Below are 22,911 nucleotides of genomic sequence, written 5' to 3' on the forward strand. Positions count from 1 at the left end.
GAGCGGGTTTACCGCAGTTCGCTGCCCTTCGTTTCGGGCATCCGGAGGATCACGAAGAACGCGATCGCCGCCGCGACGGCGACGTACCAGAAGAAGGCAGTGGCAGCGCCCGCCGCGGACAGCGCGCTGAGCACGAGCGGCGCGGTCCCGCCGAACACGGCGACGGTCAGGTTGTACCAAGCGCCGATGCCGAGCCCGCGCAGTTCGGTGGGGAAGAGCTCGCTCATGATCGCCGGCGCCAGCGAGGTCATCGCGGTGTAAAGCGCGAGGCCGACGCAGAACACGATGAGCAGATTCCCGAACCCGGGCCGCACGAGGTAAGAGAGCGGCACGATCACCAGCGCCGTCGCCCCGGACCAGACCAGCAGTTGAGGCCGCCGCCCGTGCCGGTCGGCGAGCGCGCCCATCGGGTACTGGAGGACGACGAAGAGGGCGGTCGCGATGGAAAGCGCGAGGAAGGTGTCGACGTCGTTCGCGCCGCGTCCCTTGACCGCGAAGGACGTGAGGGCGCTGAAGAAGGTGTAGTAGCAAAGCGTCGAGAGCATCGAGAACCCGATGAGCTGCCCGACCGCCCGCGGATGCTGAGTGACCGTGGTGAGCAACGGCCGCCGAACGCGTCGTGCCGTTTCCTTTTTCTCGTGGTACAGCTCGGTTTCTTCGAGACTGCGCCGCAGCCACAGCCCGACCAGCCCGAGCACACCGCCGAGCAGGAACGGAATCCGCCAGCCGAACGAGGTGAGATGCGCCTTGTCCATCGTGCGGGCGAGCACGAACCCGAGCACCGTCGCGATGAGCACTGCGGAGCCGGTGGAGATGTAGAAGAAGGAGGAGTACCGCCCGCGCCGCTCCTTGGGCGCGACCTCGCCGAGGTACGCGGAGGCGTTGGATACTTCCCCGCCGAGCGAAAGCCCCTGCGCGATCCGCGCGAGCAGCAGGAGAATCGGAGCCAGCCACCCGACCTGCGCGAACGTCGGAAGCACGCCGATCGCGACCGACCCGCCCGCCATCAGCGAAATGGTGAGCAACATGGCGGGCTTGCGCCCGTGCACGTCGGCGAAGCGCCCGAGGAGCACGCCGCCGAGGGGCCGGAAGAAGAACGCGAGCGCGTAGGTGGCGAACGTGTTGATCAGTGCGAGCGTTTCGTTGCCGGGAGGGAAGAACGCGCCGGCGAAGTAGATGCTGAAGGTCGCGTAGATCGTCCAGTCGAACCACTCGAGCGCATTGCCCGCACTGGCAGCGAACAACTTCCGCACCGGCAACCGATGCCGGGCGACGCCTTCGGTCGTAGGACCGGCCATCGGGCAACCTCCACACGTCCGCACGTCCGCCGAGTGGAACGGGACTTTGCCAGAAATGCCCGGAGATCGGTAGATCCCGCCCCATGATGGCAGTTGGTGCTTGTCCCACTGCGGTACGTGATGCGGGAATGCTTTTGCCGCAGGGGGATCTTGCGGAGACACGGGTGTCGGCGCGAACGATCGCCACGCGGGGAGGCGCGTGCGGTCGCCACCGGGGAGGGGGCATGTGCGGCGGCTCGGGTGGTTGCCATGGGGGTGTGGCGGCGCGGGCAGTCGCCGCGCGGCCACTGCGTGGCGGCACCGACGGTTGCCGTGGCGGAGACAGGCCCGCGTCGGGGACGGGCGGCGGCGCGCGGGCCGCCGTGCGCAGACTGCATGGCGACATGGACGCCAGGTCGCTCCGGCTGAGCCCCGCCGCCGGGCTGCTAGGCCGATACTTGTCCCCGCCCCGCCCCGCCCCGCCCCGCCCCGCTTCGTTCGTGCGGCATGGCAACCCGTGACCACATGAACGGCCGCAGTCGCGTGGCACGGATCGGGCGCACAGCCGAGGCAGATGCCGCAGCGGCATCACCGATGCAGCGCTCGCGCACCGGACCGGATCAATCCGCCAGGACTAGCCGTGGCCCGGGCTCGCTCCCGCCGCGAACACGGCCTCATTCGGCACCGGCCCGCCGCACGCTCAAACCCATCTCGCCCAGGTCCCAGCTCCGCTCAAACCGATCGCGCCCGGACACCCAGGCCACAGCGCATTTCAAGGCCGCCCCGCCCGGTCGCCCATGCCCGGCGCATCGCAAGCCGATCCCGGCCAGCCACCCAGGTTTCAGCGCACTTCGAGGCCATCCCGCCCAACCGCCCAGGGCATCCCAAGCCAAACCTGGCCAGCTGTCCAGATCCCAGGGCGCCTCAAGCCGAACCGGCCCAGCCACCCAGACCGCGCCGCACCTCAAGCAGTGGTCGCCAACGCGAACGGCAACACCCCCTCCGCCCCGGCCTTCCGCAGCAGCCGCGCCGCCAGCGTCATCGTCCAGCCGGTGTCGATCAGATCGTCCACCAGCAGCACCGGCCCCTGCGCCTGCGCGACGCTCGCCGCCACGTCCTCCGGCAGGCTCAGCCTTCGCCACAAATCAGCCAGCCGCTGGGCGCTGTTCGCCTGCCGAGGCGGCGGTCCGGCCGACGCCAGCTCTCCCAGATAGTCCAGCCGTCCGATCGCCGACAGCCGGAGCGCGAGGCTGTCCACCAATTGCGGCCGCGTCGCCGACGGGATCGCCACCACCGCCACCGGACGTTGCGCCCACTGCCATCCCGCGAGCACTTTCACGCACGCGTCGAAAACCGAGTCGGGGACCTCGGCGTCCGGCGCGCCCGGGCCGAGCAGGTCGCGCAGCCGGCCGCCCCAGCCCACGTCCGTGAGCCGGCCCAGCACCTGTCCCTGTTCGGCCAGTTCGCCGGCGGCAATCCGGCCCGACAGCGGCACGTCGAGCCCTTTCATCCCGCTCGGCCACTGCTTCCGCGGCGCCACCGCGACCCCGGGCCGGTCCAGCCGTGCGCGCGTCTCGCCCGCGACTTCCTCGGACACCGCCGTGTTCCAATGCTCTCCGGTGCAGTTGTCGCACCGGCCGCACGGCACTGCCTCCAGATCGTCGAGCTGCCGCCGCAGATACTCCATCCGGCACCCGCCCGTGCGGATGTAGCCGAGCATCGCCTCCTGCTCGGCCGCCCGCGCGACGCCGACGCGTTCGTACCGTTCCCGGTCGTACTCCCACGGCTGCCCGGTGCTTTCCCAGCCGCCGCGCACCCGGCGCACCGCACCGTCCACATCGAGCACCTTCAGCACCATTTCCAGCCGCGACCGGGAAAGCTCGACCGACGGCTCCAGCGCGGCTGTCGAAAGTGGACGGTCGGAGTACGCGAGCGCGTTGAGCACCTGCGTGACGCGCAGCTCGTCCGGGAACGCCAGCGATCCGAAGTACGCCCAGATCGCCTTGTCCTCCCGCCCGGGCAGCAGCACCACCTCGGCCCGCTCGACGCCACGACCGGCGCGGCCGACCTGCTGGTAGTAGGCGATCGGCGACGACGGCGCGCCGAGGTGCACCACGAACCCGAGGTCCGGCTTGTCGAACCCCATCCCGAGCGCCGACGTCGCCACCAGCGCCTTGACCCGGTTCTCCAGCAGGTCGTCCTCCGCGGCCTGGCGGTCGGCCGGATCGGTCTTCCCGGTGTAGGCGGCCACCGGATAGCCGCGATCGGACAGCAGCGCCGCGACGTCGTGCGCGGCGGCGACGGTGAGCGTGTAGATGATGCCCGACCCCGGCAGTTCCGCCAGATGCTCGGCGAGCCAGGCCAGCCGCGCCTCGTCGCTCGGCAGTTCGGCCACCGCCAGGCGCAGGCTTTCCCGGTCGAGCGGACCGCGCAGGACGAGCGTGTCCGTCTCGCCGCCGATGCCGAGCTGCTCGGCGACGTCCGTGGCCACCCGGTCGTTCGCGGTCGCGGTGGTGGCCAGCACCGGCACGCCTTCCGGCAGGTCGCCCAGCAGGGTGCGCAGCCTCCGGTAGTCCGGCCGGAAATCGTGGCCCCAGTCCGAAATGCAGTGCGCCTCGTCCACCACCAGGAGACCGGCGCTGGCGGTGAGCTTCGGCAGCACGCTGTCGCGGAAGTCCGGGTTGTTGAGCCGTTCAGGACTGACCAGCAGCACGTCCACCTCGCCCGCGGCCACCGACGCCTGGACCTGGTCCCACTCCTGCGCGTTCGCCGAGTTGATGGTGGCGGCGTGGATCCCCGCCCGCGCGGCGGCGGAGATCTGGTTGCGCATCAGGGCGAGCAGCGGCGACACGATGACCGTCGGCCCCGCTCCCTGTTCCCGCAGCAGCGCGGTGGCCAGGAAGTACACGGCCGACTTTCCCCAGCCGGTGCGCTGCACGACGAGCGCGCGCCGATGGTGCGCGACCAGTGCCTCGATGGCGGTCCACTGGTCCTCTCGGAGGGCGGCGTTGTCCCCGGCGAGCGCGCGGAGCAGGGTCTCGGCGCGGGTCCGGAGAGCTTCGGTGGTGTCCACGCCCCCCGGTCTACCCCATGCCCCCGACAATCCCGGAGCCGACCGACCCGGAACGGACAGTTTCCGGCCGGAAACGCAGAGTTATGTGACTCATGTCACAACAGTAACCTAGGTCGCAGCCGCGACGGGAAGCCCTCGCGTGCCCGCGCGTATAGGCTCACCGGCTATGTCACCACGCCGGATCGGGGTCATGGGCGGCACCTTCGACCCCGTGCACCACGGCCACCTCGTCGCGGCCAGCGAGGTCCAGTCGCGGTTCGCGCTCGACGAGGTCATCTTCGTGCCGACCGGGCAGCCGTGGCAGAAGTCCGGCCGCCGCGTCACGCGCGCCGAGGACCGCTACCTGATGACGGTCATCGCCACCGCGTCCAACCCGGTCTTCTCGGTGAGCCGGGTCGACATCGACCGCGGCGGCCAGACCTACACCGTCGACACGCTGCGGGACCTGCACGAGGAGTACCCGGACGACGAGCTGTTCTTCATCACCGGGGCCGACGCGCTCGAGCAGATCCTCACCTGGCACAAGGCCGACGAGCTGTTCACCTTCGCGCATTTCATCGGCGTCACCCGCCCGGGCTACCGGCTCAACTCGCACCATCTGCCGAGCGGCAAGGTGAGCCTCGTCGAGGTCACCGCCATGTCCATCTCGTCCACCGGATGCCGCGAACGCGTCGAGCGCGGCGAGCCGGTCTGGTACCTCGTGCCCGACGGCGTTGTGCGCTACATCGCCAAGAAGGACCTCTACCGCAAGGACGCCGAGGCCTGACCGGGTACCCTCGTCCGGGCATACCCCGAATCTGAAGGAGCACTGTGGCAGCGACGTCCGAGGCACGGGACCTGGCGGTGGCGGCCGCGCACGCGGCGGCCGACAAGCTGGCCAGCGACGTGGTCGTCCTGGACGTGTCCGAGCAGCTCGTGATCACCGACGCGTTCGTGATCGCGTCCGCGGCCAACGAGCGCCAAGTCGGCGCGATCGTCGACAACGTGGAAGAGAAGCTCCGCATCGAGGGGCACAAGCCGGTCCGGCGCGAAGGCGCCCGCGAGGGCCGCTGGGTGCTGCTCGACTACGTCGACGTCGTCGTGCACGTCCAGCACGCGGACGAGCGCTCGTTCTACGGCCTCGAGCGGCTGTGGAAGGACTGCCCGCGGATCGAGGTCGAAGGGCTGGCGACGGTTCCCGCCAACGACACCGACGACGCGGACGGTCCGGAGGCGTGAGCCCGCGGCGGCTGCTGCTCTGGCGGCACGGCGAGACGGACTACAACGCCGCCGGCCGCATGCAGGGACACCTCGATTCGGCGCTGACCCCGGTCGGCTGGAACCAGGCCCGCTTCGCCGTGCCCGCGCTCGCGCGGTTCGCGCCGGAGCTCGTGATCGCGTCCGATCTGCGCCGCGCCACCGACACCGCGACGGTGCTTACCGAGGCGATCGGCGTGCCGCTGCAGATCGACAAGCGGCTGCGCGAGACCCACCTCGGCGAGTGGCAGGGCCTGACCGGAGCCGAGGTCGACGAGGGCTATCCCGGCGACCGCCGGCTGTGGCGCACCAACGCCGCGTGGGCCCCGCCCGGCGGCGAATCCCGGGTCGAGGTCGCCGAACGCGCCGCCGAGGTGGTCAACGACCTGATGCAGCCGAACTCCGACGTCGGCGAATCGGTCCTGCTCGCCTCGCACGGCGGCCTGATCCTGGCGCTCACCGCGAAGCTGCTCGGCCTTCCGGTCGAGGTCTGGCCGTCGCTCGGCGGGATCATGAACTGCCACTGGGTCGAACTCGGCCACCGCGAGGGGAAGTGGCGGTTGCACGCGTACAACGCGGGCATCACCGGCTGACCCGATGAGCCCGCAGCTGCTCGTCTTCGGCGATTCACTCTGTTTCCACGGCCCCGAGGGCCCTTGCGCGGCCGACGATCCGCGCCTGTGGCCCAACGTCGCCGCGAACGCGCTGTCCGGACAAGCCGATCTCGTCGCCGGCATCGGCTGGACCGCGCGCGACCTGTGGTGGTCCCTTACTGGTGACCCGCGCGTGTGGGCGGATCTGCGTCGCGTCGACGCTGTCGTGCTCGCCGTCGGTCACATGGACACACTGCCGTCGCCTCTGCCGACTTATTTGCGTCAGGGGCTTCGTTACCTTCGCCCCGACGGCGTGCGTCGCGTTGTACGCGGTGCCTATCTCGCTGCGCAGCCACGGTTGTCTGTCGTGATGCGCGGGCGTCCTCGCGTGCTTCCTGCGCGGCTGAGCGTGAGCTATCTGGACCAGTCCGTCGAAGCGTTGCGCGCGCTACGCCCTGAGTTGCCGGTGTTCGGCATGCTGCCTTCGGTGCACCGCGCTGATGCGTACGGACGCGTACACACGGGACGCGCCGAAGCAGCCGCTGCGCTCGCTTCGTGGGCCGCGCGACGCGAAGTGCCGTTGCTCGACACGCCCGGCGTGGTTGGCGAACATGTCTTGAGCGGCGCGGGAAATCCCGACGGCATGCACTGGGGATGGGCGGGGCACGAAGCTGTTGGAACTGCGATGGCGAAGCTCGTTGCGCCGCACCTCGGCTCTGGCAACGTAGGCTGACGACGTGTCGGTCGCCGTGGTCACGGACTCCACCGCGCACCTGCCCGAAGGCTTCGCCGAGCGGCACTCGGTGCGGGTGGTGCCTCTGCACGTCCTGGTGGAAGGCGTGTGCTCGCTCGACGGCGTCGAAATGGGTCCCGCCGCGCTCGCGGAAGCGCTGGGGGAGCGCAAGATCGTCACGACTTCCCGGCCCACTCCGGCCGAATTCGCCACCGAATTCCGGGCCGCGCTCGACGCGGGTGCGGACGCGGTCGTGTCCGTGCACCTGTCGAGAGAGCTGTCCGGCACCTGGGAAGCCGCCGTTCTGGCCGCGGAAGAAGTCGGCTCGGACCGGGTTCGCGTGGTCGATTCCCGCACCACAGCGATGGGTTTGGGCTTCGCCGCCCTGCACGCCGCGGACGCCGCCGCCTCCGGAGCCGGCCCGGCCGAGGTCGAAGCGGTCGCAACGGAAGCGGCCGACCGGTCGTCGACGTTGTTCGTGGTCGAGACGTTGGAACACCTGCGCCGTGGCGGCCGCATCGGCTCGGCCGCGGCGTTGCTCGGCACCGCGCTGGCGGTGAAACCGGTGCTGCACATGTCCGGCGGCCGGATCCTGCCGCTGGAGAAAGTGCGCACGATGAACCGCGCGATCGGGCGCTTGGTCGAGTTGTCCGTGCAGGCGGCGGGGACGGGGCCGGTCGAGCTGGCGGTGCACCATCTTGCTTCGCCGGAACGCGCCGTCGAACTGGCGAACCGGCTGGAGGAAGCGATTCCGGGCTGTGCCGGGGGATGCGTGGTGTCGGAGATCGGCGCGGTCATCGGCGCGCACACCGGGCCTGGCGTGCTCGGCGTGGTCGTGCAGCGCGCCTAGCTGAGTTCCTGGTTGCCGAATCGCGCGAGCAGGTGCCATACGCGTTTGAGAGCTTGGTCGTCCTGGCCGGTGGCTTTCCCGAGGATGCGCGGGTCGAGTTGCCCGTCCTCGGCGAGTTCAGCGCCCAGCGCGGTGAATTCCGGCCCGCGGTAATCGGGATGCCGGAGCAGTTCTTCAGTGGCGATCCGGAACCCGTCATGCCATTCGACGGTGCCCAGGTTTCGGGCCGCCGCCTCGATTTCGGTTCCTCGGTAGGACGGATCGAGAACCAGCGCTTCGACGTCCCGCGCCAGGTCCACCTCGCCGTGCACCTGCGCCTCGATGTAGTCGTCCAGCACGTCTTGCGCGTCCGACTTGGCAATCGCGACCAGTTCGGACAAGCGCGCCTCGACGCCGAAAGCAGTCGGCTCGAAGACGCTGTCGGGATAAGCGAAAGTCGTGCGGGACATCGTGTGCCGCGCGAGCCGCAGATACGCCGAGCCGAACCGAGGCGAGCCGCCCGACTTTCGCCCGCGGAAATTGAGCGACCCGTATTTCGGCCGATGCGTGGCCTCGACGTCGTCGTAAGCGCCGGCGAACAACCGGCTTTCCCAGCGCCAGCGGTCTCCTCCGGGATGCGCGGTCAGCCCGCCGTTGCTGACGCCGGTCTCGAACTGCGAGCGGTACCGGCCGTCGCGCGCCAGGCTTTCCAGGATCGGCACCCCGCCGACCAGCCGGTCCGGGTGGAAATGCAGCGTGACCCGCCACGCCGGATTCGCCGGGCCGCCAGTCGCCAACGCGGCTACGTGAGCGACCGCGCGTTCCCAGGGTTCCGTGTCGATCACGGCCAAGCCATCGTGATCGTGCGCTCGAAGTTGACGTACCCGGCGCGCCGGAACGCGTTCGCCATCGGGATGTTGTCGAGGTCCGTCGCCGCCCGGATGCGCGGAACCTCTTGGGCGGCAAGGATTCGGGTGCCCTCGGCGAGAATGTCGTCGATGTAGCCGTTGCCGCGGTGTTCGGGCAGGACGGCGAGATACCCGATGATGGGGTTGTAGTTGTTGCGCGCCGGGGTGACGAACCCGACCGGCGTGCCGTCGGGCAAGGCGGCGACTCGCCACCAGTCGCGTGGGCTGCGGTAATGCGCCAGTTCGTCCTCGTAATGCCGGATCGCAGCTTCCCTGGCGGACATCCGGGTCAGGTCGTCGCGGCTGTGGGCGTCGAGCGTCCCGTCCAGGACGCGGGTCATCAGGTCGAGGATCTCGTCCGCGTCGCGGATCGGACGGAAGAGCAGCCGGTTCCGCGGCGGCGCGACCGGAGTCCCGGGTCGCCATTCGAAGCGCAGCCGCTCGGCGAGCAGCTTGGCGCCGGTCTGTTCGAGCGCGGTCATCCGGTCTTCGACGACGCTTCGGGTCGCGGCTTCTTCGCGCCACTCCGCGGGGATCATCCGGTTGTAGGCCGGAGGCCTGGTACCTCTGGGCAGAATCTCCGCCATCGCGGTTCGCAACAGTCGCGCTCCGACGGCTGGGTCTTCAAGATCGAAAACGTCCAGCAGAAACGGGACCGGCTCGTCGGCGCGACCCCACCACGCGGCCCTGGCGACGAGTTCGCCGCCGCGAAGCGCGACCCACATCCAGTCCGGCCTGCGGCGTCCGGCGGCGAGGTCGTCGGCGAGTTCGTGGTCAAGGGCGTAGGCAAGTTGGCAGAAAAGATCGAGTTCTTCCGGCCCGGTGATCGGACGCAAGGTCAGTTCGGCGTGGTCCACAGCTGCGGCATGCTCCCGTTCGACGGCTGACTGCCAGGTCTATCGGATGACAGCGGCAGGTGCGAACCCTTTTCCAGCACCGATGCCTGCGGCCGAACCCGCCAGTATGACCGCGCACTCCGACAAATTTCGGCGCGTCTCCGCCGGTGACGGCCGAGTTGTCCCCAAGGGGCGGGTTGTCCACAGATCGCGCGGAAGCCTCTCGCCGCCGAGCTGGCCGACGCCTAGCGTCGATCGTGTGTTCGAGCAGCCCGCCCGGGATCCGGGCACTCCCGTCAACGTCAGGCTCACCTGGCTCGCCGACCAGCTGGCCGCGGTCCCGCACACCGCCGGACCCGGCGACCGTCCGGCACGCCGCTGGCTGCCCCTCGGCCGCGCGGGCCGGTCAGCGCGCGGACGGTTGTCGGCAAGTGCAGACAGCCAGCTGTCCGGGGGGACGGATCTGGACAGCCAGCCAGCAGCTGAGACGAGCTCCCAACGTCACGCGCGGCCCACGGGCTCCCACACCGGACTGTCTGCATTTGCCGACAACCCGTCGCCGTCGGAAAGCCAGCTGCCCGGCGGAAAACTGGTTCGCAGCTGGCTGCCGGAACACACCGAACAGCGATGGACCCGCCGCTGGCTCCCCGGAGCAACCGGCCTGCCGGGCTTCCTGGGCCGCCGAGGAATGGTCTTCGCCCTGGCCTTGCTGGCAGCCGCCGCCGTCATCGCCGGTGGCCTGGCGATCTTCGGCCGCTCACCCGCAGCCGAGATCGCCCCGCCGCTCCCGACCGCCCGAGCACAGGCACCGCATGCGTCGAAGACCAACGAGAACCTGGTGATCAGCGTCGTCGGCCACGTGCGTTCGCCAGGACTCGTCACCGTCCCATCGGGTTCCCGTGTCGCCGACGCTCTCCGCGCCGCCGGTGGGGCAAACCCGGGCGTCGACCTGACCGCGCTGAACCTCGCCCGCAAACTCACCGATGGCGAACAGTTGGCGGTCGGTGTCCCCGCCGCCCAAGCCGCACCGGCCGGTTCCGCCGCTGCAGCCAGCAAGATCGACCTGAATTCCGCGACCGCCGAACAACTCGACAGCCTCCCCGGCGTCGGCGAGGTCACCGCCCGGCGCATCACTGACTGGCGAACGCAGCACGGCGGATTCTCGAGCGTCGAACAACTTCGCGACGTCGACGGCATCGGCGAAAGCAAATTCCAGAAACTCCGCGAGCAGGTGACCGTCGGATGAAGCTGGAAACCGAGGAAAAGTCGCGGCGTGACCACGATTTCCGCCTCGTCCCCGCAGCCGTCGCCGGATGGGCGGCCACCCTCGCCGGACTGCAACTCGGCTGGTGGGCCGCAACCGTAGTCGGAGCCGTAGCGGTCATCGGAGCCGTGGTGCTTCTGGCGCGCGGCCGTTCCCGATACGTAGGTGCCGGGGGAGCGCTGCTGCTAGTGGGCCTCATTGCCGCAGTGCCAACGGCCCTGCGCATTCACGACGCAGCATCCGACCCGCTGGGAGCCGCCGCTGCCCATGGCGTCACCGCGACACTGCGGGTCGAGATCAGCGAGCGTCCACGGCCGATCCACCAGGCTGGCTACGCCGATCAGCAGGCAGGCTCCCGGTCAGTCGCGATCCCCGCCCGCGTCACTACGGCCACAGTGGACGGTCAGCCAGTCGAATCGACCGGCCGGGTTCTGTTGCTGGCACCGGTCGAGGGATGGAACGGTCTGCTTCCAGGCCAGGAAGTGACGACGTCCGGACGGCTCCTGCCCGCCCGCGGCGGCGAGCTGACCGCCGCAGTGCTCTCCGTCCGTGCCGCGCCGACCGACGTCGGAGCAGCACCGTGGTGGCAGCGCGCCGCTGCGGCCCTGCGCAACAGTTTGCACTCGCTGTGCGCGGTCCTGCCGGAGGAACCAGCGGGGTTGCTGCCCGGACTGGTGCTAGGCGACACGAGCGCGTTGCCGCAACGGGTCGAGAGCGAGTTCACCGCCTCGGGGCTCACCCATCTGATGGCGGTGAGCGGTGGAAATCTCGTCATCATCGGCGGGGCCGTCCTGCTGCTGTGTCGATTGGTTCGAGCGGGCCCAAGGTTTTCCGCAGCAGCGGCTGGTACCTGCCTGGCGGGATTCCTCGTCCTGGTGGGCCCTGAACCAAGTGTGGTGCGGGCAGGCGTCATGGGCGGCATCGGTTTGCTCGCGCTGGCTCTGGGACGGCGTGGTTCAGCGCTGCCCGCGCTGGCGTTCGCAGTGTGCGTACTGGTGGCGTGGGATCCGACGATGGCAGCAAATTTCGGTTTCGCGCTCTCGGTTCTCGCCACAGCTGGGCTGGTGCTGCTCGCGCCGCGCTGGGCGGATTCGCTGGTACGACGGGGAGTTCCGCCCGGTTACGCCGAAGGCCTCGCTGTCCCGCTGGCCGCGTTCGTGGTCACCGCGCCAGTCATCGCCGGGATGGCGGGCACGGTCAGCCTGGTCTCAGTCGTCACCAATGTCCTCGCGGCGCCAGTGGTCGCGCCGGTCACCGTGCTGGGTGTTCTGGCGACAGTCGTCGGGCCCTGGTGGCCAGGCGCCGGACAGGTGCTGATCCACCTGGCGGACCCGGAGGCCCGGTGGCTGATCACCGTCGCCAGGCATGGCGCGAGAGCACCCGGGGCCGCGCTGTCCTGGCCCGGTGGCTGGTGGGGCGGATTGTGCGCGGCGGCCCTGCTGGTCGCAGTCGTAGTAGCGGCAAGGTTTCGCCGGCTCCGACTGCTGGTGGCGATCGGATTGGTCGTCGTGCTGCTGACGGTCGTGCCAGCCAAGGTACTGGCTCCTGGCTGGCCGCCGGATGGTTGGGCGATGGTGGAATGCGATGTCGGACAAGGGGATGCGATCGTCCTCGCGACGGCCGAGCCGGGCCGCGCCGTGGTCGTCGACACCGGGCCGGAGCCGGGGCCGGTCGACGAATGCTTGCGGAGGCTGGGCGTCGAACGGGTGCCGCTGCTCGTGCTGAGCCACCTGCACGCGGATCACATCGGCGGTCTCGCCTCGGTATTCGAGGGACGGGCGGTCGGTGCGATCGCGGTAGGGCCCGGTCGTGCTCCGGCGTGGGCGTGGCAGTCGGTTTCCGGTGAAGCGCGGCGTCGTGGCGTGCCGCTGATGCAGTTGAGCGAGGGGCAACGGCTGGAATGGCCGGGATTGTCGCTGGACGTGCTGGGTCCGCGCTACGCCACCGCTCGGTCACCGGCGTTGCAGGACGGCACGATGATCAACAACAGTTCGGTGGTCCTGCGCGCGGACACCCCGGCCGGCCGGGTTTTGCTGACCGGAGACGTGGAATTGGCCGCACAAGCGGACCTGCTCGCCGAGGGTGTCGACCTGCGGGCTGACGTGCTGAAGGTGCCGCACCACGGTTCGAGGTATTCGCTGCCGCAGTTCCTCGCGGCGGTGCGGCCGCGCACAGCGCTGATCAGTGTCGGCGCGGGAAACGGATACGGACATCCGAGCAAGTCCACAGTGGACGTTCTCGGAACGATGGGAGTGCTGGTCACCCGGACCGATGTCGACGGTGATACCGCCGTTCTTCCCGCGGGAAGCGGACCGGCGGTCGCGCGCCGGGGCGAGCCGCGGGGTCCGCCGCGGTAGTGCGGCGGACCCCGGGCCGGTGCGCTAGTAGCCGAGCGCCTTGGCGACGGCCGCGGCGGACGGCGGCACGGTGGCCTTCGGGCCGACGTGGTTCTCGACCGCGTCGAGGGTCTTGAGGCCGTCGCCGGTGATGAGGAGGACGGTTTCGGCGTCCGGGTCGAGCTTGCCGGTTTCGACGAGCTTCTTCGCGGTCGCCACGGTGACGCCGCCCGCGGTCTCGGTGAAGATGCCTTCGGTGCGCGCGAGCAGCCGGATGCCTTCGACGACCTCTTCGTCGGTGACGTCCTCGATCGCGCCGCCGGTGCGGTTGACCACGTCGAGCACGTACGGGCCGTCGGCCGGGTTGCCGATCGCCAGCGAGCGGGCGATGGTGTCCGGCTTCACCGGCTGGACCACGTCGTGGCCGTTGCGGTACGCGGTGGAGACCGGCGAGCAGCCGGTGGCCTGTGCGCCGAACACCTTGTACGGGCTGGCGTCCACGAGACCGAGCTGGCCCAGCTCGCGGAAACCCTTGTCCACCTTGGTGAGCTGGGAACCGGAGGCGATCGGCACGACGATCTGCTCGGGGATGCGCCAGCCGAGCTGCTCGGCGACCTCGTAGGCGAGCGTCTTCGAGCCCTCGGAGTAGTACGGGCGGACGTTGACGTTCACGAACGCCCACTTCGGGTGCTCGCCGGCCAGTTCGGTGGCGAGCCGGTTCACGTCGTCGTAGTTGCCGTCGACGGCGATCAGGTCGCCGTCGTAGACCGCGGTGGTGAGGATCTTCGCGCGCTCGAGGCTCTTCGGGATCAGCACGACCGACCGCCAGCCGGCGCGGGCCGCCGCGGCGGCGGTCGCGTTGGCCAGGTTGCCGGTCGAGGGACACGCGAGGACCTCGAAGCCGAACTCGCGGGCCGCGGCGAGCGCGACGGCGACCACGCGGTCCTTGAACGAGTGCGTCGGGTTGCCGGTGTCGTCCTTGACCCACACGCTCTTGAGGCCGAGTTCCTTCGCGAGCCGGTCGGCGCGCACGAGCCGGGTACAGCCGGGTTCGGTGTTCGGAGTCTCCTCGACAGTCGAGGGGACGGGAAGGAGTTTCTTGTAACGCCAGATGTTGCGCGGGCCCGCCTCGATGTCCTCGCGGCGGACGCGGCCGAAGTCGTAGGCGACCTCGAGCGGCGAGAAGTCTTCGGCGGAGACGAATTCCGGAGCGAGCGGCTGCCGGTGCCCTTCTTCCTTCGACACCAGTTCGACGGCCGGACCGAGGTCGATCGTCTTGTTGGCGGAGGTGGCGCTGAGGGCTGCAGTCATCGCGAGGTTCCTTTCCTCATCTGCCCCGCCGAAGCGGGCCGGAATTGGCACCGTGGTCGTCAGCTATCCCGCGATCGCGGGATGACAGGCTGTACGCCGGTTGCCGGGGCTTCGTCGGGCCGTTCCCTCTGCCCCTCTGGATGAGCGGTATTCGGTTGTCGGAGCGCCGGTGGGCGCGTCCTCGGCTACACCGTACGACATCCCGATCAGCTCGTGCCACGGAGGCGGCCCACATCACCGGAGCGGACGGCCCGGCGACCGGGTGAGAGGATGGCGAGGTGACCACCGCACCCGCGCCGCTGCACCTCGTCACGGGCGAGGAAGAACTGCTCATCGAACGGGCTGTGCGAGCGTCCCTCGACGCGGCCAAGGCCGCGGACCCGACGGCGGACCTCACGCGGACACGGGTGTCCGATCTCACACCGCCCGTGCTGGCTGAGCTGGTCAGCCCGTCATTGTTCGCCGAGGGCCGCGTGATCGTGCTGGAGTCGGCGCAGGACATCTCGCAGGAGCTGTCCGACGCGGTCCTGGCGTACGTGAAGGCGCCCGCCGACGGCATCGTCCTCGTGGTCGTGCACAGCGGCGGCGGGCGGAGCAAGGCCGCGAAAGCGCTGCCTGGCGCGTTGAAAAAAGCGGGCGCGGAGATCACCGAATGCCCGAAGCTCACCAAGCCGGCCGAGCGCGAGGCGTTCGTCCGCAACGAGGTGCGCCGCGCGGGCGGCAAGATCGACGGCGCGGGCCTGATGGCTCTGCTCGACTCGGTCGGCTCGGACCTGCGCGAACTGTCCTCGGCGGCGACGCAGCTGGTCGCCGACACCGGGGGAGTCATCGACGAGCAGGCGGTCCGCCGCTACCACACCGGACGCGCCGACGTGACTGGCTTCGCGGTCGCGGAGAAGGCCGTCGCGGGCGACCGGGCGGCCGCGATGGAGTCGTTGCAGTGGGCGATGCAGCTGGGCGTTCCGCATGTCCTGGTGGCCGACGCGCTGGCCGACGCGGTCCGCACGATCGCTCGCGTGTCCGCCGCCGGCCGCGGCAATCCGAACCAGATGGCGGGCGAGCTGGGCATGCCGCCGTGGAAGATCCGCAAAGCCCAAGGCCAGTCCCGTGGCTGGGGCCAGGACGGCCTGGCGACCGCGATGCGCGTCGTCGCGCGGCTGAACGCCGAGGTCAAGGGCGCGGCGGCCGACGCGAACTACGCCCTGCAGCGCGCGGTCCTCGAGGTGGTCGCGGCCAAGGGAGACCGCTGACGCCGAGGCGAGGGCGCCTCAGCGGACTGCTGTGTCACCGCCGTGGGAAGACTGCGGCGTTTTGCTGGACGGGATAGCGGTCGCCGGGTTCTGCCCCTGGCGACCGAGCCACCCCAGAACACGGAAAAGGCCCGGCAGCCGAAGCCGCCGGGCCTTCCGGAAAGACTGCGCTCAGAGCTGGTTCGCGCGCTTCGCGAGAGCCGACTTCTTGTTCGCGGCCTGGTTGGCGTGGATGACGCCCTTGGTGACGGCCTTGTCGAGCTTGCGAGCGGCGTCGCGCTGCAGTTCGAGGGCCTTGTCCTTGTCACCGGCTTCGGCGGCCTCGCGGAACTTGCGGATCGCGGTCTTCACCGAGGACCGGATCGCCAGGTTGCGCTGCCGCGCCTTCTCGTTGGTGTCGATGCGCTTGACCTGCGACTTGATGTTGGCCATGGAGGCGTTCCTCTTTCACTCGGTGAAGGTCGCTGCCGCGTTCGCGTGGCTCCGGATCAGTCCCGAGGGACTGCCGGGTTTCCTCCCTGACGGAATGCCGCACGGCAACAGTCGAAAATCTTAACAGCCCTGCTCGCGGCCCTGGAGCGGGCCCCGGAGCCGGTGACTGTTCGGCATTCCGCCCGCGGCTCCGATACGGTGGATCTCGGTAGTGCCTAGGGTTCCGTCGCCTGCCCGTGGTCCCGCAAAGCGGGTCGCGAAGACAACGAGGGCGGGCGGGGCTGGTCCGAGCGGCACCTTCGGCGGGACATCGAGCCCTGCCGTTCATCTGACGGGACAAAAGCCTGGAGGACCCGGTTTTCAGCGTGCGCTGAAAACCTGAAAGGGTCGCAGATGAACACCACTGCCCTCGCCATGGTTCTCGTCGCCGCGGTCGTGCACGCCGCGTGGAACCTGGCCGCCAAACGGGTTTCCGCCGGCGGTCCGCGATTCGTCTGGCTGTACTACACGGTTTCCGCGGTGGGGATGCTCCCGGTGATCGCGGTCGCGCTCGCCGTCGAACCGGAACGTCCACAATGGACTTGGCTGCTCGCCGCGCTGGTCACCGCGGTCCTGCACGTGGTGTACGGGATCGTGCTGCAGCGCGGCTACGAGGTCGGCGATCTGTCGGTCGTCTACCCGCTGGCCCGCGGCACCGGACCGCTGGTGTCGGTGCTCGTGGCCGTCACGGTCCTGGGCGAACGGCCCGGTGTGCTCGGGCTGGCCGGCGCCTTCCTGGTCGTCGCGGGCGTCCTGGTGATCAGCCTCGGCGGCAGCACCGGCGACGCGAAGGCTCGTCGCGCCGGCGTGTTCTACGGCGTCGCCACCGGAACAGTCATCGCGGCTTACACGATTTGGGACGCGCATTCGGTCACTTCGCTCGGCGTGCCTCCGCTCGTCTACTTCGGCGGCGGTGCGATCGGCCAGAGCATCCTGCTCGCGCCGGCTGCCGCCCGCGGCCGCTCCGAGATCAAGCGGCTGTGGCGCGACCATCGGCGCGAGGTGCTGATCGTCGGGCTGGCCTCGCCCGCCAGCTACCTGCTGGTCCTCTACGCCCTGCGGATCGCGCCGGTCAGCCTCGTCGCTCCGGCGCGCGAACTGTCGATCGTCTTCGGCGGGGTCGCCGCCTGGCTCGTGCTCCGCGAGCGCAATGCCGTGCGGCGGCTCGCCGGCTCGCTCGTGGTACTGGCTGGGATCGCTGCGATTGCGGTCGCCTGAGCGGCTCAGGTAGGCAGGAACCATGGACGTACTGAGCAGCCGGGTGCTGATCCACCCCCGCGACCACGAGGTGTCGACCGCGTTCTATCGCGACGCTCTCGGCCTCGCGATCGAGCGCGAGTTCCCTGGTGGCACGCGGTTTTTCGCCGGTGGCGGTTCGATCGAGGTGGTCGGAGCCGGCGAAGAAGGACCCGGTCCGGACGTCAATCTGTTCCTGCAGGTCCGCGATCTCCCGGCGACTCTGGCCGAATTGGCCGGACGCGGGGTCGAACCGGTGCGCGAGGCCCGTCGCGAACCGTGGGGCACCGACGAGGCGTGGATCGCCGACCCGGACGGGCTGCGGATCGTCCTCGTCGAGGTCCCGGAGGACCACCCGTTGCGCCGCGACAAGCGCTAGCTCGGTTTCACGGCCCGGAGCTGGGCGGCGAGCGGGGCGAACCCGGGCGGGTCCCAGGTCCAGGTCTGCAGGTCGGTGAATCCCGCCGCGGCGGCTTCGCCGGCGAGTTCGTGCCGGGTCACCGGAAGCCATTTCTCGTGCGCCGAGAGCAGCAGCCGTCCGCCTGGCCGCAGCACCCGGAACAACTCGGCGAAGCTCGCCGTACGGTCGTCCCAGAGCTGGACGTTGTTCACGGTCAGCACGACGTCCGCGATCTCGTCCGCGCAGCCGGTCTGAGCCGCGCTGCCCGCGCGCACCTCGGCGCGGTCGCCGCAGCGGTCCGTGCAGAGATCGCGCATCTCGGGGGAGGGTTCGACGCCGATCACCTCGCCGGCGAGCTTGCTCGCCGCGTCGAGGCCGATCCCCGGGCCGGGGCCGACGACGAGAACGGTTTCGTCCGGTTCGAGGCGGGCGAGGTCGACGACGCGGTGCTCGGTCGTGGCGTTGCTGACCGCCATCAGCTTGCCGCCGAGCCTGCCCAGCAGGCCGCTGGGGTGGCCGAAAGCCCGGTCGAGCGCGGCGTCGAGGACGCCGGGGCCGGGCGGCGAGGGGGAGGGTGAAGTGGTCATGCTTCGAGGTCATCACGAGTCGCGCGGGGCCGCATCGGGGATGACCCCCACCCGCACCCGGAGGTCCATGGGACGATGGGGTACGGACATCCCCCACCATCCCGAGGACAGCCCGAGTGACAGCGCCCAAGACGTTCGCCGACACCACCTTCACGCCGCCGGAGTTGATCCGCAACTTCTGCATCATCGCCCACATCGACCACGGCAAGTCGACGCTGGCGGACCGGATGCTGCAGCTCACCGGCGTCGTCGAGGAGCGGGCCATGCGCGCGCAGTATCTCGACCGCATGGACATCGAGCGGGAACGCGGCATCACGATCAAGGCCCAGAACGTCCGGCTGCCGTGGAAGATCAAGGACGGCCAGGGCGGTGAACAAGATTATGTCCTGCACATGATCGACACCCCCGGCCACGTCGACTTCACCTACGAGGTGTCCCGCGCGCTCGAAGCGTGCGAAGGAGCGATCCTGCTGGTGGACGCCGCGCAGGGGATCGAGGCGCAGACCCTGGCCAACCTGTACCTGGCGCTGGAGAACAACCTCCAGATCATCCCGGTGCTGAACAAGATCGACCTGCCCTCGGCCGACCCGGACAAGTACGCGGGCGAGATCGCGCACATCATCGGCTGCGAGCCCGACGACGTGCTGCGGGTCTCGGCGAAGACCGGCGTCGGCGTCGGCGCGGTGCTCGACGAGGTCGTGAAGCAGGTTCCGGCTCCGGTCGGCGACTCGGAAGCGCCCGCGCGGGCGATGATCTTCGACTCGGTCTACGACACCTACCGCGGCGTGGTGACCTACATCCGCGTGGTGGACGGCAAGATCACGCCGCGCGAGAAGATCAAGATGATGTCCACCGGCGCCACGCACGAACTGCTGGAGGTCGGCATCATCTCGCCGGAACCGAAGGCCAGCAAGGGCCTCGGCGTCGGCGAGGTCGGCTACCTGATCACCGGTGTGAAGGACGTGCGGCAGTCGAAGGTCGGCGACACCGTCACGGCCGAGCGGAACGGCGCCAAGGAGCCCCTGGCGGGCTACCGCGAGCCGAAGCCGATGGTCTACTCCGGGCTGTACCCGGTGGACGGCTCGGACTACCCGGAACTGCGCGAGGCGCTGGAGAAGCTGCAGCTCAACGACGCCGCGCTGACCTATGAGCCGGAGACGTCGGTGGCGCTGGGCTTCGGCTTCCGCTGCGGCTTCCTCGGCCTGCTGCACCTGGAAATCACCCGGGACCGGCTGGAGCGCGAGTTCGGGCTGGACCTGATCTCGACCGCGCCGAACGTGGTGTACCGCGTGGTGCTGGAGGACCGCAGCGAGGTTATCGTCACGAACCCGTCGGACTGGCCGGGCGGGCTCAAGATCTCCGAGGTGCACGAGCCGGTTTCGAAGGTGAGCATCCTCGCGCCGTCGGAGTTCGTGGGCACGATCATGGAGCTGTGCCAGGCGAAACGCGGCAACCTGCTGGGCATGGACTACCTGTCCGAGGACCGCGTGGAGCTGCGGTACACGATTCCGCTGGCGGAGATCATCTTCGACTTCTTCGACACGCTGAAGTCGCGCACCCGCGGTTACGCGTCGCTCGACTACGAGGAATCGGGCGAGCAGGTGGCCGATCTGGTGAAGGTCGACATTTTGCTGCAGGGCGAGACGGTGGACGCGTTCTCCGCGATCGTGCACAAGGACGCTGCCTACACGTATGGAAACCGCATGGCGACCCGCCTGCGCGAGCTGATTCCGCGGCAGCAGTTCGAGGTGCCGATCCAGGCGGCGATCGGTTCGCGGATCATCGCGCGCGAAACGATCCGCGCCATCCGCAAGGACGTGCTGGCCAAATGCTACGGCGGCGACATCTCGCGGAAGCGGAAACTGCTGGAGAAGCAGAAGGAAGGCAAGAAGCGGATGAAGACCGTCGGCCGGGTGGAGGTGCCGCAGGAAGCGTTCGTCGCGGCACTGTCCACTGAGGACAACGGGAAGAACAAGAAGTAGGTCCCCCTTCGGGTGAACGGCGGCTCCGGGTTTCCGGGAGCCGCCGTTTTTGTCGGTGGGGGCTGGTGTTCTCAATTGCGGACAGAGACTCTCTGGCGCGAACAGGGAAAGGAGAGCACCATGACGGTCATGACGGACATCGAGTATCCGCCCGGGTCGGACCCCATGACGGTGCACGACCTCGAGGGGATGCCGCAGGATGGCCGCCGTTACGAACTTATCGACGGGACACTCCTCGTGAGCCCCGCGCCAGGTCTGAGACACCAGACCATCGGCTACCGGCTGTACGGCGTGCTCGATGCGGCCTGTCCGGAAGAATTGTTCGTCGTCGGCGCGCCGTTCGCGGTGCACGTGGGCGATCGGATAGAGCTGCAGCCGGATGTGCTGGTAGGACGGACCGAGGATTTCACTGCCAAGGATCTGCCCGTGCCGCCGGTGCTTGCGGTCGAGGTGCTGTCGCCGAGCACGTCGATTCACGACCTGAACACCAAGAAGGCGCTCTACGAACGGCTGGGCGTCCCGAGCTACTGGGTGATCGACCCGGTGACCGCCGAACTGGCCGTGTTCGAACTGGACGAGGACGGTCGCTATCGCCAGGTCGCCAAGACGGCGGGTGCCGAGGTTTTCGAGGCGCAGCGGCCGTTCTCGGTTCGGGTGGTGCCCGAGGAGTTGATCGGAAGGAGCTGATCTGTTCCGGTTGAGTCGCCCGGATATCGTGCGACGGAGGACTCGGTCAGCCGTTGCCGATGATCCTGACCACCTCCACGAACACCGCGGCTCGGCGTTCGGCGGCCATCACCCGGTCGTACTCCGCCCAGTCGTCGTGGGTTCCGGTGGCGGCGCGGAACACCTCGCGCAGCAGGGGCGGGAGGTCGTCGGCCGGGAAGGACGGGTCGGGGTCGTCCGGGCCGATCAGGCGGACCGGGCCGGTCACCGAGAGCCAGCGCCAGCCGCGGCGGAACGTGACGGTCGCGTGGCCGTTGCGGCGCAGCAGCGCGAGCTTGTGCGCGCCGCCGACGGCGACGAAGCCGACGCTCGGCTTGCCGGTCACCGGGTCGTTCAGGATGCCCGCGTTCACCACGGAGGCGTGCACGGTGCCGTCGGCGCGAGTCGTGGCCACGGTGGCGAGGCCGTTTTCCTCCACCGTCAGCGCGCGGAGCTGTTCCAGGGTTGCCGTCATGCTCTTCTGCAACGCGGCGGCGGCCCGGCGCATTTCCGCTCCGGCACTAGGCTCGGGGACATGTTCGATGATCTCGAGTTCCCGGTGATCGTGGCGCCGATGGCGGGCGGGCCGACGACGCCGCAGCTGGTCGGCGCCGTCACGGACGCGGGCGGGTTCGGTTTCCTCGCGGCGGGCTACCTCAGCGCGGAGACGCTGGACGCCCGGATCGCGCACACCGCCGACCTCACCGGCGGCCGGTTCGGCGTCAACCTGTTCGTCCCCGGCGGCCGGTCGGTGGCCGACCTCGCCGCGCACCGCGAACGGTTGCTCGCCGAAGCCGTGCGCTACGGCGTCGAACTCGGCGACCCGGTCTGGGACGACGACGAGTACCCGGCGAAACTCGACCTCGTCGTGCGCCACCGGGTTCCGCTGGTGTCGTTCACGTTCGGCGCGCCGACGTCCGCCGAGGTGCAGCGGATCCACGAGGCCGGCGGAAAGGTCGCGGTCACCGTCACGAATCCGGAGGAAGCCGACCTCGCCGCCGCGCGCGGAGCCGACGCGCTCGTCGTGCAGGGCTTCGAGGCCGGTGGCCACCGTGGCCTGTTCACCGACGACCCGGGCAACCCGGCTGGCGGCGAGGAGTACGGCCTGCTCGCGCTGCTGCGTTTGCTCGGCGCACGAACGAGCCTGCCGTTGATCGCAGCCGGTGGACTGGTCAACGGTGCCGACGTCGCGGCGGTGCTGGCTGCCGGTGCGTCGGCGGCGCAGCTGGGCACGGCCTTCCTGCTCGCGACGGAAGCCGGCACCGGCGAGACCCAGCGGCGGGCGCTCGCCGAGGCGGGCCGGGCGACGGCGTTCACGCGCGCGTTCAGCGGACGCCCGGCGCGGGGCATGGTGAACCGCGTCCTGAGCGACCTCTCCGCCGACGCGCCCGCCGCCTACCCGCAGCTGCACCACCTGAGCAAACCGGTCCGCGCGGCAGCAGGCAAAGCCGGTGACCCGGAGGCGATGTCGCTGTGGGCGGGGCAGACGTATCCGCTCGCCAGCGACGGTTCAGCGGCCTCGATCGTGGCTCGTCTCCGTGCGGAAGCGAAGTCCGCGGCGGAACGGCTCGACCGGTTGCGCTGAGCTTTCCGACGTTCGTGTGCCGCCTCGAGTCGGTGGCAGCGCGCCCGAGGACCCGCATGTGGTTTGGTCGCGGGCAGTGTCGAAGCGGGCGGTTCACGCGATGGCGATGTGCGCTCATGGGCCACGAACGTGGCCGATTGGGCATGTCAGCGGATCGCCGACACGGGCAAAGCACATGCGGGGGACACCGCAACGGCGTCCCCCGCATCAAAGCCGCGGCAAGCAAAGCCCGCAGCGATCCGAACTGCGGCAAGCAAAGCCCGCGGCGATCCGAACTGCGGCAAGCAAAGCCCGCGGCG

The 22,911-nt window shown here is 69.8% G+C and carries 21 protein-coding genes and 1 riboswitch; of the genes, 13 read left to right on the forward strand and 8 right to left on the reverse strand.

The features are described from left to right. Positions 1 to 8: 8 nt before the first annotated feature. Positions 9 to 1,298: an MFS transporter gene (locus tag AB5I40_RS41275; protein ID WP_370935629.1), complete on the reverse strand. Its 1,290-nt coding sequence runs from the start codon at positions 1,296 to 1,298 to the stop codon at positions 9 to 11. A 943-nt stretch (positions 1,299 to 2,241) separates the two neighbouring features. Further along, a complete protein-coding gene (locus AB5I40_RS41280) occupies positions 2,242 to 4,350 on the reverse strand; it encodes a RecQ family ATP-dependent DNA helicase (protein WP_370935630.1) in 2,109 nt (702 codons plus the stop codon). A 166-nt stretch (positions 4,351 to 4,516) separates the two neighbouring features. Here AB5I40_RS41280 and nadD point away from each other — a divergent pair, with 166 nt between their 5' ends. Genes nadD through AB5I40_RS41305 form a run of 5 tightly spaced genes read left to right on the forward strand, consistent with a single transcriptional unit; the run spans position 4,517 to position 7,762 of the window. Next, positions 4,517 to 5,116: a nicotinate-nucleotide adenylyltransferase gene (nadD, locus tag AB5I40_RS41285; protein WP_116200459.1), complete on the forward strand. Its 600-nt coding sequence runs from the start codon at positions 4,517 to 4,519 to the stop codon at positions 5,114 to 5,116. A 44-nt stretch (positions 5,117 to 5,160) separates the two neighbouring features. Then, positions 5,161 to 5,568, forward strand: coding sequence for a ribosome silencing factor (gene rsfS / locus AB5I40_RS41290; protein WP_344283800.1), 408 nt, complete (start codon positions 5,161 to 5,163; stop codon positions 5,566 to 5,568). Further along, positions 5,565 to 6,179 carry a histidine phosphatase family protein gene (locus AB5I40_RS41295; RefSeq protein ID WP_370935631.1) on the forward strand — a complete coding sequence of 205 codons (615 nt, stop codon included), beginning with the start codon at positions 5,565 to 5,567 and terminating at the stop codon, positions 6,177 to 6,179. Before rsfS ends, AB5I40_RS41295 begins: the two co-directional genes overlap by 4 nt. Before the next feature lie 4 nt (positions 6,180 to 6,183). Then, complete coding sequence (gene octT, locus AB5I40_RS41300) at positions 6,184 to 6,912, forward strand: diglucosylglycerate octanoyltransferase (protein WP_116200457.1); 729 nt, start codon at positions 6,184 to 6,186, stop codon at positions 6,910 to 6,912. 4 nt (positions 6,913 to 6,916) lie between these two features. Beyond that, positions 6,917 to 7,762 (forward strand): DegV family protein, encoded by an 846-nt coding sequence (locus tag AB5I40_RS41305; RefSeq protein WP_370935632.1) that lies wholly within the window; start codon positions 6,917 to 6,919, stop codon positions 7,760 to 7,762. On the opposite strand, the gene AB5I40_RS41310 is transcribed toward AB5I40_RS41305, so the two are convergent. Both AB5I40_RS41310 and AB5I40_RS41315 read right to left on the reverse strand, forming a co-directional pair. Next, on the reverse strand, positions 7,759 to 8,586 hold the full coding sequence (locus tag AB5I40_RS41310) for a DUF3626 domain-containing protein (RefSeq protein ID WP_370935633.1): 828 nt from the start codon (positions 8,584 to 8,586) through the stop codon (positions 7,759 to 7,761). The two genes, AB5I40_RS41305 and AB5I40_RS41310, sit on opposite strands and share 4 nt — an antisense overlap. Then, positions 8,583 to 9,506: a GNAT family N-acetyltransferase gene (locus AB5I40_RS41315; protein WP_370935634.1), complete on the reverse strand. Its 924-nt coding sequence runs from the start codon at positions 9,504 to 9,506 to the stop codon at positions 8,583 to 8,585. The genes AB5I40_RS41310 and AB5I40_RS41315 overlap by 4 nt, the downstream gene beginning before the upstream one ends. 238 nt (positions 9,507 to 9,744) lie before the next feature. On the opposite strand from AB5I40_RS41315, the gene AB5I40_RS41320 reads away from it, so the two are divergent. Beyond that, positions 9,745 to 10,731, forward strand: coding sequence for a helix-hairpin-helix domain-containing protein (locus AB5I40_RS41320; protein ID WP_370935635.1), 987 nt, complete (start codon positions 9,745 to 9,747; stop codon positions 10,729 to 10,731). Then, entirely contained in the window at positions 10,728 to 13,106 is a 2,379-nt protein-coding gene (locus AB5I40_RS41325) for a ComEC/Rec2 family competence protein (protein ID WP_370935636.1), read from the forward strand. Before AB5I40_RS41320 ends, AB5I40_RS41325 begins: the two co-directional genes overlap by 4 nt. 24 nt (positions 13,107 to 13,130) lie before the next feature. Here the strand turns inward: AB5I40_RS41325 and thrC are convergent, their stop codons facing one another. Next, positions 13,131 to 14,396, reverse strand: a complete 1,266-nt coding sequence (gene thrC / locus AB5I40_RS41330; RefSeq protein WP_370935637.1) for a threonine synthase — start codon at positions 14,394 to 14,396, stop codon at positions 13,131 to 13,133. Positions 14,397 to 14,409: 13 nt separating this feature from the next. After that, positions 14,410 to 14,543, reverse strand: a riboswitch (SAM riboswitch). 131 nt (positions 14,544 to 14,674) lie between these two features. Here thrC and holA point away from each other — a divergent pair. Then, positions 14,675 to 15,646 carry a DNA polymerase III subunit delta gene (gene holA / locus AB5I40_RS41335; protein ID WP_354736798.1) on the forward strand — a complete coding sequence of 324 codons (972 nt, stop codon included), beginning with the start codon at positions 14,675 to 14,677 and terminating at the stop codon, positions 15,644 to 15,646. Between the two features lie 171 nt (positions 15,647 to 15,817). Here holA and rpsT read toward each other — a convergent pair whose 3' ends face one another. After that, positions 15,818 to 16,078, reverse strand: a complete 261-nt coding sequence (gene rpsT / locus AB5I40_RS41340) for a 30S ribosomal protein S20 (protein ID WP_116200451.1) — start codon at positions 16,076 to 16,078, stop codon at positions 15,818 to 15,820. A 393-nt stretch (positions 16,079 to 16,471) separates the two neighbouring features. On the opposite strand from rpsT, the gene AB5I40_RS41345 reads away from it, so the two are divergent. Together AB5I40_RS41345 and AB5I40_RS41350 are read left to right on the forward strand one after the other, a co-directional pair. Further along, the gene (locus tag AB5I40_RS41345; RefSeq protein WP_370935638.1) at positions 16,472 to 17,335 is read left to right on the forward strand and encodes a DMT family transporter; all 864 of its coding nucleotides are present in this window, start codon (positions 16,472 to 16,474) and stop codon (positions 17,333 to 17,335) included. A gap of 22 nt (positions 17,336 to 17,357) precedes the next feature. Beyond that, complete coding sequence (locus AB5I40_RS41350) at positions 17,358 to 17,732, forward strand: VOC family protein (protein WP_370935639.1); 375 nt, start codon at positions 17,358 to 17,360, stop codon at positions 17,730 to 17,732. Here the strand turns inward: AB5I40_RS41350 and AB5I40_RS41355 are convergent. Further along, on the reverse strand, positions 17,729 to 18,340 hold the full coding sequence (locus AB5I40_RS41355; RefSeq protein WP_370935640.1) for a class I SAM-dependent methyltransferase: 612 nt from the start codon (positions 18,338 to 18,340) through the stop codon (positions 17,729 to 17,731). The two genes, AB5I40_RS41350 and AB5I40_RS41355, sit on opposite strands and share 4 nt — an antisense overlap. Before the next feature lie 116 nt (positions 18,341 to 18,456). On the opposite strand from AB5I40_RS41355, the gene lepA reads away from it, so the two are divergent. Together lepA and AB5I40_RS41365 are read left to right on the forward strand one after the other, a co-directional pair. Next, positions 18,457 to 20,322 carry a translation elongation factor 4 gene (gene lepA, locus AB5I40_RS41360; RefSeq protein WP_370935641.1) on the forward strand — a complete coding sequence of 622 codons (1,866 nt, stop codon included), beginning with the start codon at positions 18,457 to 18,459 and terminating at the stop codon, positions 20,320 to 20,322. A 120-nt stretch (positions 20,323 to 20,442) separates the two neighbouring features. Continuing rightward, positions 20,443 to 21,009, forward strand: coding sequence for a Uma2 family endonuclease (locus AB5I40_RS41365; RefSeq protein WP_370935642.1), 567 nt, complete (start codon positions 20,443 to 20,445; stop codon positions 21,007 to 21,009). A 46-nt stretch (positions 21,010 to 21,055) separates the two neighbouring features. Here AB5I40_RS41365 and AB5I40_RS41370 read toward each other — a convergent pair whose 3' ends face one another. Further along, on the reverse strand, positions 21,056 to 21,502 hold the full coding sequence (locus tag AB5I40_RS41370) for a pyridoxamine 5'-phosphate oxidase family protein (protein WP_370940707.1): 447 nt from the start codon (positions 21,500 to 21,502) through the stop codon (positions 21,056 to 21,058). Between the two features lie 60 nt (positions 21,503 to 21,562). Between AB5I40_RS41370 and AB5I40_RS41375 the strand changes: the two genes are divergently transcribed. Continuing rightward, positions 21,563 to 22,612, forward strand: coding sequence for a nitronate monooxygenase (locus AB5I40_RS41375; RefSeq protein ID WP_370935643.1), 1,050 nt, complete (start codon positions 21,563 to 21,565; stop codon positions 22,610 to 22,612). Positions 22,613 to 22,911 lie beyond the last annotated feature (299 nt).

This window comes from Amycolatopsis sp. cg13 (genome assembly GCF_041346965.1).
Lineage (GTDB): Bacteria > Actinomycetota > Actinomycetes > Mycobacteriales > Pseudonocardiaceae > Amycolatopsis.

Coding starts and splice junctions, on each gene's coding strand:
- thrC (WP_370935637.1), bottom strand. CDS start 14,396: ATGACTGCAGCCCTCAGCGCCACCTCCGCCAACAAGACGATCGACCTC.
- AB5I40_RS41345 (WP_370935638.1), top strand. CDS start 16,472: ATGAACACCACTGCCCTCGCCATGGTTCTCGTCGCCGCGGTCGTGCAC.
- AB5I40_RS41350 (WP_370935639.1), top strand. CDS start 17,358: ATGGACGTACTGAGCAGCCGGGTGCTGATCCACCCCCGCGACCACGAG.
- octT (WP_116200457.1), top strand. CDS start 6,184: ATGAGCCCGCAGCTGCTCGTCTTCGGCGATTCACTCTGTTTCCACGGC.
- nadD (WP_116200459.1), top strand. CDS start 4,517: ATGTCACCACGCCGGATCGGGGTCATGGGCGGCACCTTCGACCCCGTG.
- AB5I40_RS41355 (WP_370935640.1), bottom strand. CDS start 18,340: ATGACCACTTCACCCTCCCCCTCGCCGCCCGGCCCCGGCGTCCTCGAC.
- rpsT (WP_116200451.1), bottom strand. CDS start 16,078: ATGGCCAACATCAAGTCGCAGGTCAAGCGCATCGACACCAACGAGAAG.
- AB5I40_RS41325 (WP_370935636.1), top strand. CDS start 10,728: ATGAAGCTGGAAACCGAGGAAAAGTCGCGGCGTGACCACGATTTCCGC.
- AB5I40_RS41275 (WP_370935629.1), bottom strand. CDS start 1,298: ATGGCCGGTCCTACGACCGAAGGCGTCGCCCGGCATCGGTTGCCGGTG.
- AB5I40_RS41365 (WP_370935642.1), top strand. CDS start 20,443: ATGACGGTCATGACGGACATCGAGTATCCGCCCGGGTCGGACCCCATG.
- AB5I40_RS41370 (WP_370940707.1), bottom strand. CDS start 21,502: ATGACGGCAACCCTGGAACAGCTCCGCGCGCTGACGGTGGAGGAAAAC.
- AB5I40_RS41375 (WP_370935643.1), top strand. CDS start 21,563: ATGTTCGATGATCTCGAGTTCCCGGTGATCGTGGCGCCGATGGCGGGC.